The organism is Rhizobium sp. TAL182 (assembly GCF_002117725.1).
Classification (GTDB): domain Bacteria; phylum Pseudomonadota; class Alphaproteobacteria; order Rhizobiales; family Rhizobiaceae; genus Rhizobium; species Rhizobium esperanzae.
On the sequence record NZ_CP021024.1, the window covers coordinates 2,705,160 to 2,719,704 of the forward strand.

Annotated in this window: 15 protein-coding genes; 10 read left to right on the top strand and 5 right to left on the bottom strand. The window is 62.2% G+C overall.

Features of this window, described 5'->3' with window-relative positions; all coding sequences use genetic code 11:
* The first annotated feature begins 14 nt into the window (after window positions 1–14).
* From Tal182_RS13590 to arsK, 6 genes are read left to right on the top strand one after another with little or no spacing between them, the layout of a single operon-like run.
* On the top strand, window positions 15–371 hold the full coding sequence (locus Tal182_RS13590) for a metalloregulator ArsR/SmtB family transcription factor (protein WP_064810602.1): 357 nt from the start codon (window positions 15–17) through the stop codon (window positions 369–371).
* Window positions 368–898: an arsenate reductase ArsC gene (locus tag Tal182_RS13595; RefSeq protein ID WP_064803264.1), complete on the top strand. Its 531-nt coding sequence runs from the start codon at window positions 368–370 to the stop codon at window positions 896–898. Before Tal182_RS13590 ends, Tal182_RS13595 begins: the two co-directional genes overlap by 4 nt.
* Window positions 898–1,596, top strand: coding sequence for an MIP/aquaporin family protein (locus Tal182_RS13600; RefSeq protein ID WP_085859747.1), 699 nt, complete (start codon window positions 898–900; stop codon window positions 1,594–1,596). Before Tal182_RS13595 ends, Tal182_RS13600 begins: the two co-directional genes overlap by 1 nt.
* On the top strand, window positions 1,593–2,015 hold the full coding sequence (arsC, locus tag Tal182_RS13605; RefSeq protein WP_085859748.1) for an arsenate reductase (glutaredoxin): 423 nt from the start codon (window positions 1,593–1,595) through the stop codon (window positions 2,013–2,015). Before Tal182_RS13600 ends, arsC begins: the two co-directional genes overlap by 4 nt.
* Complete coding sequence (gene arsH, locus Tal182_RS13610; protein WP_085859749.1) at window positions 1,990–2,715, top strand: arsenical resistance protein ArsH; 726 nt, start codon at window positions 1,990–1,992, stop codon at window positions 2,713–2,715. Before arsC ends, arsH begins: the two co-directional genes overlap by 26 nt.
* On the top strand, window positions 2,712–3,947 hold the full coding sequence (arsK, locus tag Tal182_RS13615; RefSeq protein ID WP_085859750.1) for an arsenite efflux MFS transporter ArsK: 1,236 nt from the start codon (window positions 2,712–2,714) through the stop codon (window positions 3,945–3,947). The genes arsH and arsK overlap by 4 nt, the downstream gene beginning before the upstream one ends.
* Window positions 3,948–3,965: 18 nt before the next feature.
* Here the strand turns inward: arsK and Tal182_RS13620 are convergent, their stop codons facing one another.
* The 5 genes from Tal182_RS13620 to Tal182_RS13640 all read right to left on the bottom strand — a co-directional run bounded on the left by Tal182_RS13620 (window position 3,966) and on the right by Tal182_RS13640 (window position 10,452).
* Window positions 3,966–4,232: a hypothetical protein gene (locus Tal182_RS13620; protein ID WP_085859751.1), complete on the bottom strand. Its 267-nt coding sequence runs from the start codon at window positions 4,230–4,232 to the stop codon at window positions 3,966–3,968.
* A 112-nt stretch (window positions 4,233–4,344) separates the two neighbouring features.
* Window positions 4,345–6,867 (bottom strand): mechanosensitive ion channel family protein, encoded by a 2,523-nt coding sequence (locus Tal182_RS13625; protein WP_085860930.1) that lies wholly within the window; start codon window positions 6,865–6,867, stop codon window positions 4,345–4,347.
* 134 nt (window positions 6,868–7,001) lie between these two features.
* Entirely contained in the window at window positions 7,002–7,553 is a 552-nt protein-coding gene (locus Tal182_RS13630) for a DUF924 family protein (RefSeq protein ID WP_085859752.1), read from the bottom strand.
* Between the two features lie 260 nt (window positions 7,554–7,813).
* Window positions 7,814–8,878, bottom strand: a complete 1,065-nt coding sequence (locus tag Tal182_RS13635) for a histidine kinase dimerization/phosphoacceptor domain -containing protein (protein WP_085859753.1) — start codon at window positions 8,876–8,878, stop codon at window positions 7,814–7,816.
* A 128-nt stretch (window positions 8,879–9,006) separates the two neighbouring features.
* Window positions 9,007–10,452: an MFS transporter gene (locus Tal182_RS13640; RefSeq protein WP_085859754.1), complete on the bottom strand. Its 1,446-nt coding sequence runs from the start codon at window positions 10,450–10,452 to the stop codon at window positions 9,007–9,009.
* Window positions 10,453–10,970: 518 nt separating this feature from the next.
* On the opposite strand from Tal182_RS13640, the gene Tal182_RS13645 reads away from it, so the two are divergent.
* The 4 genes from Tal182_RS13645 to Tal182_RS13660 all read left to right on the top strand — a co-directional run bounded on the left by Tal182_RS13645 (window position 10,971) and on the right by Tal182_RS13660 (window position 14,543).
* Complete coding sequence (locus tag Tal182_RS13645) at window positions 10,971–12,296, top strand: ABC transporter substrate-binding protein (protein ID WP_085859755.1); 1,326 nt, start codon at window positions 10,971–10,973, stop codon at window positions 12,294–12,296.
* A gap of 119 nt (window positions 12,297–12,415) precedes the next feature.
* Entirely contained in the window at window positions 12,416–13,384 is a 969-nt protein-coding gene (locus Tal182_RS13650) for a sugar ABC transporter permease (protein ID WP_085860931.1), read from the top strand.
* On the top strand, window positions 13,381–14,334 hold the full coding sequence (locus Tal182_RS13655; RefSeq protein ID WP_064803278.1) for a carbohydrate ABC transporter permease: 954 nt from the start codon (window positions 13,381–13,383) through the stop codon (window positions 14,332–14,334). The genes Tal182_RS13650 and Tal182_RS13655 overlap by 4 nt, the downstream gene beginning before the upstream one ends.
* Window positions 14,331–14,543: a hypothetical protein gene (locus Tal182_RS13660; protein ID WP_064803280.1), complete on the top strand. Its 213-nt coding sequence runs from the start codon at window positions 14,331–14,333 to the stop codon at window positions 14,541–14,543. The genes Tal182_RS13655 and Tal182_RS13660 overlap by 4 nt, the downstream gene beginning before the upstream one ends.
* Window positions 14,544–14,545 lie beyond the last annotated feature (2 nt).

Genomic DNA, 14,545 nt, shown 5'->3' on the forward strand with positions numbered 1-14,545 from the left:
AGGATTATTGAAATATGGATCAACGTCAAGCCCTCGCCGCATTCGGCGCACTATCGCAGGAAACGCGCCTTCACATCATCCGCATGCTTGTCGTCTCGGGTCCTGACGGAATGGCGGCAGGCTCCATTGCCGACAAGGCGGAGGTTTCCCCTTCTAACGTCTCTTTTCATCTGAAGGAGCTGGAACGAGCTGGGCTAATCACTCAGCAGCGAGAATCCCGCTCGATCATCTACACGGCTAATTACGAAGCGCTCGGCGGCCTGATCCGTTTCCTGATGGAGGATTGCTGCGGCGGGAATGCCGAGATCTGCGCCCCCGCCGCCGCCGTTGCCGCATGCTGTGCACCTGCAACCAAGGAGGAACTGCAATGACCACGGACCGCGTTTACAATGTTCTCTTCCTCTGCACCGCCAATTCTTCGCGCTCGATCCTGGCGGAATCGATCCTCGAGACCGAGGGCAAGGGCCGGTTCAAGGCCTACTCCGCCGGCAGCCAGCCAAAGGGCGAGGTCAATCCTCTGGCGCTGAAGGAGTTGCAGGCGCTCGGTTATCCCGCAACCGGCTTTCGCTCGAAGAGCTGGGACGAGTTCGCCAAGCCCGACGCGCCGGAGATGGATTTCATCTTCACCGTCTGCGATACCGCCCATGGCGAAGCCTGCCCGGTCTGGATCGGTCACCCGATGACCGCCCACTGGGGCGTCGAGGATCCGGCCGCCGTCGAGGGCAGCGAGGTCGAGAAAGGCCGTGCGTTCGCACAGGCCGCCCGTTTTCTGAAAAACAGGATTATGGCCTTCCTAAGCCTGCCTTTATCCTCGATCGACAAACTGGCCCTGGAGCAGCACCTGCGCCAGATCGGCGCGATGGAAGGCACGACCGCAAAACCGGCAGGTGCCGGCTGATGGCTTCCTACGATCTATCGCGCCGACTGGTCGCAGAGACCCTCGGCACCGCCATGCTGGTCGCAACCGTGGTCGGTTCGGGCATCATGGCGGCATCGCTCACCGGGGATGTCGGGCTTGCCCTGCTCGGCAATACACTCGCGACCGGCGCAATCCTGGTCGTGCTGATCACCGTGCTGGGGCCGCTTTCCGGCGCCCATTTCAACCCGGCCGTCTCGTTGATCTTCGCAATGTCGGGTTCACTGCCCAAACGCGATCTCGGTTTCTATGTGCTGGCGCAGTTTGCCGGTGGCGTAGCCGGAACGATCTGCGCCCATCTGATGTTCAACCTGCCGCTCCTGGACCTGTCGAGCAAGATCCGCACCGGCGGCGCGCAATGGTTTTCCGAGGGTATCGCGACCTTCGGCCTCGTCGCGGTCATTCTCGCCGGCATCCGCTTCGAACAAAAGGCCGTCCCTTGGCTGGTCGGGCTCTATATCACCGCCGCCTATTGGTTCACCGCATCGACCTCGTTCGCTAATCCGGCCGTGGCTTTCGCCCGCTCCCTGACCGACACTTTCTCCGGCATTCGTCCGGTCGACCTTCCGGGTTTCTGGCTTGCTGAAATATCAGGTGCGGTCGCAGCCCTGCTCCTCTTCAACTGGCTGCTGCAGCCAACCGAGACATCCTCAACCCTATCCTCCGAGGCAAAATTATGAACGTCACTATCTATCACAATCCCGCTTGCGGCACCTCGCGCAACACGCTGGCGATGATCCGCAATGCCGGCATCGAGCCTGAGATCATCGAATACGTCAACACCCCGCCGTCGCGTGCGGAACTGGTCAAGATGATCGCCGATGCCGGCCTGACCGTGCGCCAGGCCTTGCGCGAGAAGGACACGCCCTACGCCGAACTCGGCCTCGGCAATCCCGCTCTGAGCAACGACCAGTTGCTCGACGCCATGCTCGCCCAGCCGATCCTGATCAACCGGCCCTTCGTCGTCACACCGTTCGGCACGCGGCTGTCGCGCCCGTCCGAGCTGGTCCTGGAAATCCTGCCGGAGACGCACAAGGGCGCCTTCACCAAGGAAGACGGCGAGAAGGTGCTCGATGCCGAAGGCAAGCGCATTGTCTGACCTTCCAGCCACTTCGCCGGCCCATCTTCACCAGCCGGATCTGGCGGCCTTGCGGCCGCCCTTCTCGATGCACATGCCGCGCATTCTCATCCTTTACGGCTCGCTCAGGGCCGTATCCTACAGCCGTCTGCTGGCACATGAGGCATCACGGCTGCTCGAGCATTTCGGCTGTGAGGTGCGGATCTTCGATCCCGAAGGCCTTCCCCTTCCCGATGGAGCGCCGGTCGCCCATCCGAAGGTGCAGGAATTGCGCGAGCTGTCAGCCTGGTCGGAAGGCCAGGTCTGGGTCAGCCCGGAGCGGCACGGCGCGATGACGGGGATCATGAAGGCGCAGATCGACTGGATACCGCTGTCGGTAGGCTCGGTGCGGCCGACGCAGGGCAAGACGCTTGCCGTCATGCAGGTATCCGGCGGGTCGCAGTCGTTCAATGCCGTGAACCAGATGCGCATCCTCGGCCGATGGATGCGGATGATCACCATTCCCAACCAGTCGTCGGTGGCAAAGGCTTTCCAGGAGTTCGACAGCGACGGACGCATGAAGCCGTCATCCTTTTACGACCGCGTCGTAGACGTCTGCGAGGAGCTGGTGAAATTCACATGGCTGACACGCGACGCCTCGGCCTATCTTACCGACCGCTACAGCGAACGCGGGGAAGAGGCCGATAAGCTCGAACGACGCGTTGGCGTCAAATCCATATGACGCCCGCCGGTTCCGAGCGGTCGTCGGTTGCCGCCATCCTCGCGCTCGGTCTGACGCAGATCATCGGCTACGGCACCCTCTACTACAGCTTCAGCATCCTCGCGCCCGACATGGCGCGCGGGCTCGATTGGTCGGCGCAATGGATCTTCGGCGCGCTGTCGGCGGCACTGCTGATCGGCGGCCTGGCAGCACCCGCCATGGGTATGTGGATCGATCGTTTCGGCGCGGGGCGGGTCATGACCGTTGGCTCGGCCATTGCGGCGGTCGCGCTTGCCGGCTGCGCCTTCGCTCCCGGCAAGGCCGCTTTCGTCGCTGCCCTGATCGCCGTCGAGACGACGTCGAACCTGGTGCAGTATGGCGCGGCCTTCGCCCTTCTCGTTCAGATCCGGCCGCGCGCGGCCCAGCGCAGCATCACCTATCTCACGCTGATCGGCGGTTTCGCCTCGACGATCTTCTGGCCGATCACCACCGCCCTGCACGCTCATCTCTCGTGGCAGAACGTCTACCTCCTCTTTGCCGCGCTCAATCTCCTCGTCTGCCTTCCCATTCACGCCTGGCTGGCCCGCGGCGCCGGCACCGCCGGCATGGGCGAGAAGAGCGGCACGGCGAAGCGAATCGAAGCCGGCCTCCCCACTGCGGCACGCAGGCCGGCCTTCATCCTGATGGTCACCGGCTTTGCGCTGCAAAGCTTCGTCAATGCGGCGCTTCTGGTCCATATGGTGCCCGTCATGTTGGCACTCGGGCTCGGCGCCATGGCCGTGATAGTCGGCACGCTTTTCGGCCCGTCGCAGGTGCTGAGCCGCTTCGTCAACATGGTCTTCGGCGGCGGCCTGCCGCAGCTCACGCTCGCTGTCATCTCCGCCGTGCTCCTGCCGGTGGCCCTTGTCATTCTCCTCCTCACGGCGCCATCCGTTGCCGGTGCAGTGGTCTTCGCCGTGATCTTCGGCCTGGGCTCCGGCCTCAGCAGCATCGTGCAGGGAACGCTGCCCTTGGCGCTCTTCGGAAGCGAGGGCTATGGTCAGCGGCAGGGGAAAGTGATGTCGGCGCGCCTCGCCGTCTCTTCGACGGCGCCTTTCGCGCTGGCCTTCCTGATGGGCAATATCGGCGTGTCCTGGTCGCTGTCGATCACCGCCGCGTTCGGCGCCGCATCCGTGGCGGCATTCCTCGCCATCCGGCCGCTGATGCGGACGTCGGCGCCGGCGCAAACGGCGCTGGCGCCCGGAGAGCCGTAGCTCCGTGGGGCCGCAGCCTTACTTGACGACCGCCGAGCCTTTGACGATGTCGATCGTCTCGCCGCCATCGAGCCCGATCCGGTCGCCGTCGGGTGTCGTCATGAAGCAGCCGGAGGAGCAGAGGCTTTCGGAAGCGCCGGCATCGACCACGACTTCGACGCGCTGTCCGCCCTCGGTGATGACGAGCACCACGGCTGCGGGATCGGTGTTGGTGATGGATGCGGCGTTGACCGCCGGCGCAGCAAGCAGCGGGACAAGCAAAAAGGCGACAAATCTTGCCATCATGTGCGGCGGCGCTGACGCGCCCTCCCCTCGAAAGATCGGTGCTGCCCTCGGCAGCGATCCCGATGGAAGGGATCATGCACATAGACCTGTGAATGATGGCTGAATACGCTGTTCAGCTCTCCGCTGCCCGCCCGCGCAGCTGGCGCACCGGCCGTTCTTCTTCCTCCACCGGTCTATCCTTGGAATTCTCATGGCCGTCATCATGCTCCTTAACCGCATTGGGAAGGACGAGGGCAGCCTCCCGATGGATGGTAAGGTCGCTCTGTGGCAGCGGGATTTCTATGCCTTCCGCCTTGAAGCGCTTGAGGATCTCGATCCTCAAATTGTTGCGCACCGTCAGACCGTCGCCCATGTCGGCGAGGAAGAAGCGAAGCTCGAAATCGAGCGAATAGGGGCCGAAGCGCAGGAATTCGACATGCGGCTCGGGATTGCGCATGACGAGCGGTATCTTCGCCGTCAACTCCAAGAGAATATCCATCACCTGTTGCGGATCGGCGTCGTAGCTGACGGAAACCGGGATTTCCGAGCGACCGATCTTGTTGCGATGCGTCCAGTTGCCGACGAGGCCGTTGATCAGTTCCGAATTCGGCACGATGATCGCCTGCTTGCGGAAAGTCTCGATCTCGGTAGCGCGCACCGAGATCCGCTTGACGATACCTTCGGCCGTGCCGGAGACGACGTGATCGCCGACCTTGAACGGCCGCTCGACCAGCAGGATCAGGCCTGACACGAAGTTGGAGACGATGTTCTGCAGGCCGAAACCAATACCGACCGAAAGCGCCGATGCGACAAGCGCGAAGCTCGACAGATCGATGCCGGCGGCGGAGACGCCGATGATCGCGGCAATGCCGACGCCGAGATAGCCAATGCCTGTCTTGACCGAGTTTCGCACGCCGAGATCGACATGGCTTCGCGCCATGACATTGCCGTCGAGCCAGCGCTGCAGCCAGCGCGTCAGCAGATAGACGCCGGCGAAGAGCAGGATGCCGGTGCAGATTCCGAGCAGCGAGATGCTGATGCCGCCGAGCTTGACCTCGGTGAACAGCCGGAAGGCGATAAGCTGCAGATCCTGTACATGGAAGCCCCAGAGCAGCAGGATCAACGGAATGCCGACGAGCAGCGCCACCGCATACATGGCAAGGCCAACGAGCAGGCCGACCTGGTCTATCGCCACCGGCCCGAGGTTGAAGCGCCGCGCCAGGAAGCGGGCGAAGAAGGTATCGCCGAAGCTCTCCTGCCGCGAGATCGCCTTGCCCGAGAGCAGGCCGACATACATGGTGGCGACGACCGCGCCGGTGATGATGAGCTGCGTAGCGACAAAGCGGGCAAGTCCGACGTAGCCGGCAAGCGCCGTAACGATCAAAGCGGCACCGACGACACGCAGGATGATTGCCATGCCCCGCGGCCAATGTCTGCCAGGCGCGTCGGGATCGCCGCTTCTCGCCAGCATCGGCTTGCTGAAGGAGACGGCGATCAGGATGATGCCGATGATCAGGGCAGCGATCAGGCTCCGAACGACGGTCAGCACCAGCGGTGAGCCCATCGCCTCGCTGACCGTGCCGAAGAGATAGTCGAGCCCGTTGACGACAGCCATCGCCGAGAGACAGTAGCCGATCGAGCGGGCGCCGAGATTGGAAAGCTTCACCAGCCGCCAGTGCGGTTCGCTCGGCGCGAAAATGGCGTTGACGAAGCGGCCGACGAAATAGACGAGACCGATCGTGCCGAACAGCGCGCCGATAACAGGCGCAATATCCGGCCGCAAAACATTGAAACTGTTAAGGAAGAAAAAGGAGGTAACAAGCAGGACCGCCAGCGCCAGCGTTCGGATCAGCGTCGACCAGAAGGCGATCGACAACCTGCCGATATAGGAGGGGTTCTCGACCGCCTCATCGCGGCGCAAATAGGAGCCGAACAGCCGGTAGCTGCCGGAAAGCAGGATGAGTGCTGAGGCGAGCGACAGGAAGATCGCGGCGAACAGTGGGAATCGCTTAAACTTCCAGACGAATGAGGCCCAGCTCGCCAAAGCCTGTGAGAATTCGCTGATCTCGTGCACGAAGGCGCTCGCGGCATCGTCAAGCACCGAGACGGAGATTTCCGTGCGCCTGAAAAGCGTATCGGCGAAAAGCTGCCGCCGCATCTCGATGATCTCGTTCATGAGCTTCGTCACGGCGATCGACAGGTTTTCGGCGTCACCGGTCACCGCATTGATCTGCGCGCGCTCGGCGGCAAGCGCGTTACGCTCGTCGGTGACGATCTGCGCCTCGGGCGGCTGCCCATCCTTCGGCGGCTCGCCGATCTCGGTCAGCCGGTTCTTGATCTGGTCGAAACGCGGTCTCAGGTTGACCGATATGGTGATGACGGCGCGGCTGAGCTCATCGGCCTTGGTCGCAAGCCCGACCAGCGCATCGTCATTATCGGCGTTCTCCTTGACGCTGTCCTGAAGCGAGCCAAGCTGGACCTTCGCCTTCTCGATCTCCTTCGCCGCCTGGGCCGAAGGCGTATCGACAAGCGGCGCCTCTGCTGCTGCCTGCGGCTGCGGTTCCTGCGCGAAGGCTGCTGCGCTCTCGAAATGCGCACCGGCGAGCGCCAGCGTCACAAGAAAAATGGTGCGAAGCAGGATGGATCTCAGCCGCAAAAAGGCCTCCGGAAAGGTTGTCATCGAAATTGAATGCTCGCTTTTCATCGCAAAGAAAGGCGACAGAAAGGCGGGAGATGCCTAAAGCGCCCTGCACCGAGCTTGTCCATGCAGCGCACGTTCGTCCAAACAGCTCAGAACCCCGCGCCGGGCTTGGAGAGATAGTCGAGTTCTGCTGCCGTCGATTCCCGCCCGAGCATGGCATTGCGGTGAGGAAAGCGCCCGTAGGCGGCGATTATCTCACGGTGTCGGATCGCATAATCGAGATATTCCTCGTCGCCGAGCGCGGTGAACAGGGCCACCGAACGGTCCTGCTCGTCGAGGTTCTCGGCATGTTCGAACGGCAGGTAGAAGAAGGTTCGGCAAGCATGTTCCACCGCCTGGTCGGCGCCGGCCGCAAGCGCAAGCTTCGCTTCGCGAAGCGCCAGCCCGTCGGTAGCAACGGCAAGCCCCGAGCCGCGATAGATGTTGCGGGGAAACTGATCGAGCACGATGACGGCCGCCAGCCGGCTCACCGGATCGGCCCGCCATTCATCGCCGACGCCTGCGGCAAGCGCCAGATGCGTATCGCGGAAAACATCCCGGATCTCGGCATCAAGTTCCGGCGGCGGACGAAACCATAGCTCGCGGCCGCATCGAACGAACCAGAAATCGTAGACCTCCCGGGGTGTGCGGATCGCCGTCATGCCTTCCTCCCGTAGCGTTAGGTTTGATGATGTTATGCCGGCAAGCTCTTGTAGAAATAGGACAAGGTGTGCCGTGTGGCCTCCTCATCCGCCCTACGGGCACCTTCTCCCCGCCGGGGAGAAGAGGGGATCGAGACATTGCCGCGAATCCCTTCTCCCCAGCGGGGGTCCGAAGGACGGGTCGAGACCGTGGCTCGACCCCGGTCGATGGCGGCAGCCGGATGAGGGGGCCACTCCCTTCATGATGTCCTCGCCTCTACCTATTTCTCCTCATGCAACGAAAATACCAGCATCGCCCTCGTCCCGTCATGCCCGGGATCATAAGCGAAATCCGACTTCAAGCTCGCGGCCATCGCCGTCAAAATCCGTGTGCCGAGCCCCGTCCCCCTGGCCGCGCCCTCTGGATCAAACCCCGCTCCATCATCCTCGACGATGACGCGCAATTGCCCGTCCGTCTGGTCGACAAAAACGCGGATCTCGCCCGAGACGCTGTCGGGATAGGCATATTTGAAAGCATTGGTGACGAGCTCGCTGACGATCAGCCCGAGCGTGATCACCTTGTCGGTCGCCAGATTGACCGGCTTTGCGGTCAGCACGATACGGTGCGGCCGCTTGTCGTCGCGCATCGAAGCTTCAAGCTCGGTTAGCAGACTGTTCAGATATTCATCGACCTGCACCGAACCGATCTGCCGGTTGGTGTAGAGCCGGCGATGCACGCTCGCGATCGCGTTGATACGCATCTGCGTTTCGTGCAGCGCGTCGATCGCCACCTGGTCCTTGGTCATGGAAGATTGCATGCGGATCAGCGCGCCGACAAGGCCGAGGCTGTTGGCGATGCGGTGATTGACTTCGGCCAGCAGCAACTCGGCATGATCGCGCTGCTGACGGATCACCTCCTGCGCCTGCGCCGTCTCGCGGCGGAAGCGCGCCCGCTCCAGCGCCTGTTCGAGAGCGGCGGCGAGCAGGTCGAAATAATCGGCCGAAATTCCCTTCAGCATGTAGTCATCGGCACCCGCCTTTAGCGCCGCGACCGCGATGCTGGTGTCGTCCGACCCCGTTGCATAAATGACCGGCGGATGATCCGGCACGGACGTGATGCAGGGCAGAATATCGAGTCCAGTCTCGCCGCTCAGGAGATGATCGAGCACGACGGCGTCGATGCCGCCCTCGGCGATCCGCGCAAGGCCGGCAGAACCATTCTGCGCCCACTCGACCGAAAAGCCGCGCCGCGCAAGGTTCTTCTGCATCAGGAGAGCGAGCCCCTCGTCGTCGTCGATATAGAGGATGTGGATCAAGGCATCCGCATCGCCGCTAGAATTGCTCATTCCGTCTCCCGGCGTTCTCTCTAAGCAACGACGGCCGCAAGGTCCGAGTCGTCAGCATGGGCACTGTCGTATTGCATTGCCCGCCTGAGGTAAACATCGCTCATCCCTCGCTCTTGTCGCAGGCGACGCTAGCTCTTCTGGAATTTCCGATGGCCGGAGACTTCGGCGCCCGCCTCCTTCGGCAATTGCAGGAAGCGCAGCGACGAGACGATGCCGATCGCTCCGACCACGACGAAGGCCCATCGGAAGTCGGCCAGAACGGGATTGTCGGCGCCTCTGAGAGCCGAGGAAATGTTGAGCGCGGCGGCGGCCACCGCAACGCCGAGCAGCATGGACATCTGCTGCAACATGCTCGACAGCGTCGAGGCTGAGCTTCGCTGCGCCGGGCCGATATCGGCAAAGGCGAGCGTGTTCAGCGCCGTGAACTCCATCGATCGCGACAGGCCGGCGAGAAAGAGCAGCGCATGGATGAAAAACGGCGGCGTGTCAGGCGTCAGGAAACCGCAGGCAACGATCGAAAGGGCTGCAATCAGCCCGTTGAGCCCGAGAACGGTACGGAAGCCGAAGAAGCGTAAGAGCGGCGTCGTCACCGCCTTCATGCTGAAATTGCCGAGAAAATAGACGAGCAGATAGGTGCCTGCGGCAATCGAGCTCAGCCCGAAGCCGAGCTGGAACAAGAGAGGCAGAAGGAAAGGCGTCGCGTTGATGGCCGTTCGGCAAGCCGTGCCCGCCGAGAGCGTCGACATCGAAAATGTCTGGACGCGGAAAGCCGAAAGATCCAGCAGCGGATTGTCGACGGCAAGGAAATGCCGCGTCGCCATGACCGATAGGACGATGCCGGCCGCGAGCATTGAGATGACCGGCCAAAGCCCGCCCTCCCATTTGGCTGAAAGCTCCAAGGCCGCGAGCAGCAGGGTCAATCCGGCCGCGCTCAGGATAAAGCCGCGAATATCCAGCCGACCGGGATCAGCCTCGCGCCGTTCGGGCACAAAACGCAGCACCAGCCCCATGCCGATGATGCCGATCGGAATGTTGATCAGGAAGTTCCAATGCCAGCTGGCATAGGTGGTGATGAAACCGCCGAGCACAGGGCCGACCACGGGGGCCGTCAGCGCCGGCCAGGTGATGAGCGCAATCGCCTGGACGAGTTCGGACTTGCGGGCGTTCTTCAGCACGATGATGCGCCCGACCGGAGTCATCAATGCGCTGCCCGCCCCCTGCAGCGCACGCCACAGCACGAATTCCGTGAGGCTGCCGGAGAGCCCGCAGAACAACGACGCGACCGTGAAGACGCCGATCGACGTCAGGAAGACACGCCGCGCCCCGAACCGGTCGCCGAGCCAGCCCGACAGCGGAATGAAGGCGGCCATCGTCAGCATATAAACGGTGATGCCAATGCTCATCGACACCGGCTGCACGCTGAAGCTCGCCGCCATCTGCGGCAGCGAGGTGGCGACGATCGTGCCGTCGAGGATCTGCATGAAGAAGGAAACGGCAACGACCAGCGCCACGATCTTCGCCTGGCGGCCGCCCGCCACCTCTTGCCCCTGCTCGCTCGTCTCTGCCGTGGTCATCGATCTGCCAATGGAAATTCCGGGTGTCGCGACAGGGAACGGAAAGGAAGCTGATCGGAGGTCCGCCGCGGGAGGCGCGTACAAACCGCGCACTGGCTGAATACGCCCGTTGCGTCAGTCCGGAAAGGCTAAATCTCGCACTGCGACGGAATATTCCCGATGCGGCCCGTCCACTCAAGAAAAAGGCCCCACCGAAGCGAGGCCAAGTTTGAACCGTTCCGGGAAAACAGGAGCGGCGTTGAGGTCCATATCCCGCGAGCTCTCCCGCAGCGAGGCCAGATTTCGCCGTATCGGTACGCTTGCGAATGAAATTTCCCCAGATCACCCGAAAGACCGCTCCTGGAGATAGGTGAACTACCTGTGCACTGCAGCAACGATTGTCACTTGCAATGTTTATAAAAATAGATATCACTAAACATATTGCTAAACATGATGAGTGAGGAGTTCATGTGAGCATTCTCTGAAATGGGTGAACGTGCGACGCTGGCGGGAGCCGGCCTTGGTTCTGGGAGGAACTTATGCAGAAAACATCGAAAGCCCTTTTGGGGCTGGCCACGGCGCTTGTCACGTCGTCGGCATTGCCCAATCTCGCCAAAGCCGATGAACTGACGCTGTGTTGGGCCGCCTGGGACCCCGCGAATGCGCTGGTCGAGCTATCGAAGGATTTCACCGCCAAGACTGGCACGCAGATGAAGTTCGAATTCGTTCCCTGGACGAGTTATGCCGACCGCTTCCTCAACGAGCTGAATTCCCATGGCAAGCTCTGCGACCTCATTATTGGCGACAGCCAGTGGATCGGCGGCTCGGCCGAGAACGGCCACTACGTCAAGCTCAACGACTTCTTCGACAAGGAAGGCATCAAGATGGATGACTTCGTGCCGGCGACGGTCGTCGGCTACTCGGAATGGCCGAAGAACACGCCGAACTACTGGGCGCTGCCGGCCATGGGCGATGTCGTCGGCTGGACCTATCGCAAGGACTGGTTCGAGAAGCCGGAACTGCAGAAGGAATTCAAGGCGAAATACGGCCACGATCTCGCGGCCCCGAAGACCTATGACGAGCTGAAGCATATCGCCGAGTTCTTCCAGAAGCGCCAGATCGACGGCAAGACCGTCTATGGCGCCTCGATCTATACCGAGCGCGGCTCCGAAGGCATCACCATGGGCGTGACCAACGTCCTCTACGACTGGGGCTTCCAGTACGACAATCCGAAGAAGCCTTATGACATGGAGGGCTTCGTCAACTCGGCCGACGCGGTCAAGGGCCTCGAATTCTACAAGTCGCTCTATGATTGCTGCACCCCGCCCGGCAGCTCCAACGTCTACATGGTCGAATCCGCCGACGCCTTCAAATCCGGACAGGTCGCCATGCAGATGAACTTCGCCTTCACCTGGCCTGGCCTCTACAAGGACGAGAAGGTTGGCGGCGACAGGATCGGCTTCTTCCCCAATCCGGCTGAAAAGGCGCATTTCGCCCAGCTCGGCGGCCAGGGCATCTCGGTGGTTTCCTACTCCGAGAAGCGCGACGCCGCCCTGCAATACATCAAGTGGTTCGCACAGCCCGATGTGCAGGCCAAATGGTGGGAGCTCGGCGGGTTTTCCTGCCTGAACTCCGTCGTTAACGCGCCGGATTTTGCCAAGAGCCAGCCCTATGCCCAGGCCTTCCTGGACTCGATGGCGATCGTCAAGGATTTCTGGGCCGAGCCGAGCTATGCTTCGCTGCTGCAGGCCATGCAGAAGCGCGTCCACAACTACGTGGTCGCGGGCAACGGTACCGCCAAGGAAGCGCTCGACGGCCTGGTGAAGGACTGGAGCGACGTGTTCAAGGACGACGGCAAGATCTAGTGTCGGACGACGGGACAGGCGGAATCCCTCCGCGCGCCATCCTCACCAGGATGGCGGCCCGGATCGGCAGACGAGCCGGGCCGCCAGATCTTCCAAATCGCAATAGACTGGGTGAAGAATTGACAATTTCCCATTCCTCCATTGTCGAGAAGGCGGCCGATGCGACAGCAAGGGCAACGCCGGTCTCGGTCGCCCGGCGCGTCCGCGGCCTCTCCGACAGGGCAATCGCCTGGCTGTTCATTGCGCCGGCCATCACATTGCTGCTGGCGATCAACATCTTCCCGCTGCTATGGGCGCTCTATCTCTCCTTCACCAATTACCGCGCCAATCGGCCGAATGCGCCGGTGCAGGGCGTCGGCCTCGGGAATTACGAGCGCGTCCTCAACGATCCCGACATCTGGCAGGCGATGCAGACCACCGCACATTTCGTCTTCTGGACGATCCTGCTGCAGACGGTGATCGGCTTCACGCTCGCCTACCTGATCGACCGCAAGTTTCGCGGCCATGCCTTCTGGACGACAATCATCCTAATCCCGATGATGCTGTCGCCCGCTGTGGTCGGCAATTTCTGGCGCTTTCTCTACGAGCCACAGATCGGGCTCTTCGCCTATGCCGTGTCGCTGGTCTCAGGCATTCCGACTTCCGATATCCAGATGCTCGGCAATGTCTCTTTGGCGCCCTGGGCGATCATCATCGTCGACACCTGGATGTGGACGCCCTATGTGATGCTGATCTGCCTCGCCGGCCTGCGCTCGATCCCTGACTATATCTACGAGGCGGCCGAGGTCGACCGCGCTTCGCCGGGGCGCCAGTTCTGGTCGATCACCGTCCCGATGGCCCTGCCCTTCATCATGCTCGCCGTGCTCTTCCGCGGCATCGAGAATTTCAAGATGTTCGACATGGTGACACTGCTCACCGGCGGCGGGCCAGGCTCGGTCACCGAAGTCGCCTCGATCACGCTTAAGCGCGCCGCGTTCGAAAGCTGGGCGACCGGCCGGGCCTCGGCCTTCGCCATCATCCTCTTCGTCGCGGTGTTCGGCCTCGCCAACATTTACGTCAAGGCATTGAACAAGGTGAAGCAACGATGAGTGCCGCTAACTCCGCCCATTCGGTCGTTGAACCGAGCCTGTCCAACAAGCGCATCGCCGGCACCATCGTCGTACTGTACGCGCTGATCACCCTCATCCCGCTCGTCTGGATCTTCCTGACCAGCATCAAGTCGCCGCCGGATTCGATCAGCTATCCACCCAAGATCGTCTTTACCCCGTCGCTCGAGGGCTATTGCAACCTGTTCACGACGCGCACCCGGCAGACGCCGGATTATATCGCCTCGCTGCCGGCGCCGGTCGGCACTTGCGATGAGGTGACGCGCAAGCGGAACATGGTGATAGCAGGCCCGTCGAATTTCGTGCCGCGCTTCGTCAATTCGCTTGTCATCGCCTTCGGCTCCACCTTCCTCGCGGTCTTCCTCGGCACGCTCGCCGCCTATGGCTTTTCCCGCTTCAAGGTGCCACTCGCCGACGACCTGCTGTTCTTCATCCTGTCGACGCGCATGATGCCCCCGATCGCCGTCGCCATCCCGATCTACCTCATGTATCGCGAGCTCGGCCTGTCGGACACGGCGCTCGGCATGATCCTGCTCTACACCGCGGTCAACGTCTCGCTCGCCGTCTGGCTGCTCAAGGGCTTCATCGACGAGATCCCGCGCGAATATGAGGAAGCGGCGATGATCGACGGCTATACGCGGCTGCAGGCCTTCCGCAAGGTCGTGCTGCCGCAGGCAACGACCGGCATCGCCGCCACCGCGATCTTTTGCCTGATCTTCGCCTGGAACGAATATGCGTTTGCCGCCCTGCTGACCTCAGGCGACGCCCAGACCGCACCGCCCTTCATCCCGACGATCATCGGTGAGGGCGGGCAGGACTGGCCGGCCGTTGCCGCCGGTACGACGATCTTCCTGATCCCGATCCTCGTCTTCACCATCCTTCTGCGCAAGCAGCTGCTGCGCGGCATCACCTTCGGAGCCGTCCGCAAATGAACCATCTGATCCAAACACGCACCCCTGCCCGTCCGAAACGGCCGTTCTTCCTGCGGCGCGGCCCGATGGAGGCCATCGCCACCGTGCTGATCGGCCTCGGCTTCCTGATGCTGTTCCAGCCCTTCCTGCTGGTGCTCTACACCTATTCGCTGGTCACCCTGCTTGCAGGCACCGTCATGTTCATCATCGTTTCGAAATTCGCGGAGTGAAC

Bases quoted from the DNA above. Each gene is read 5' to 3' on its own strand.
- Tal182_RS13590 (WP_064810602.1), top strand. From the start codon at position 15: ATGGATCAACGTCAAGCCCTCGCCGCATTCGGCGCACTATCGCAGGAA.
- Tal182_RS13595 (WP_064803264.1), top strand. From the start codon at position 368: ATGACCACGGACCGCGTTTACAATGTTCTCTTCCTCTGCACCGCCAAT.
- Tal182_RS13600 (WP_085859747.1), top strand. From the start codon at position 898: ATGGCTTCCTACGATCTATCGCGCCGACTGGTCGCAGAGACCCTCGGC.
- arsC (WP_085859748.1), top strand. From the start codon at position 1,593: ATGAACGTCACTATCTATCACAATCCCGCTTGCGGCACCTCGCGCAAC.
- arsH (WP_085859749.1), top strand. From the start codon at position 1,990: ATGCCGAAGGCAAGCGCATTGTCTGACCTTCCAGCCACTTCGCCGGCC.
- arsK (WP_085859750.1), top strand. From the start codon at position 2,712: ATGACGCCCGCCGGTTCCGAGCGGTCGTCGGTTGCCGCCATCCTCGCG.
- Tal182_RS13620 (WP_085859751.1), bottom strand. From the start codon at position 4,232: ATGATGGCAAGATTTGTCGCCTTTTTGCTTGTCCCGCTGCTTGCTGCG.
- Tal182_RS13630 (WP_085859752.1), bottom strand. From the start codon at position 7,553: ATGACGGCGATCCGCACACCCCGGGAGGTCTACGATTTCTGGTTCGTT.
- Tal182_RS13635 (WP_085859753.1), bottom strand. From the start codon at position 8,878: ATGAGCAATTCTAGCGGCGATGCGGATGCCTTGATCCACATCCTCTAT.
- Tal182_RS13640 (WP_085859754.1), bottom strand. From the start codon at position 10,452: ATGACCACGGCAGAGACGAGCGAGCAGGGGCAAGAGGTGGCGGGCGGC.
- Tal182_RS13645 (WP_085859755.1), top strand. From the start codon at position 10,971: ATGCAGAAAACATCGAAAGCCCTTTTGGGGCTGGCCACGGCGCTTGTC.
- Tal182_RS13655 (WP_064803278.1), top strand. From the start codon at position 13,381: ATGAGTGCCGCTAACTCCGCCCATTCGGTCGTTGAACCGAGCCTGTCC.
- Tal182_RS13660 (WP_064803280.1), top strand. From the start codon at position 14,331: ATGAACCATCTGATCCAAACACGCACCCCTGCCCGTCCGAAACGGCCG.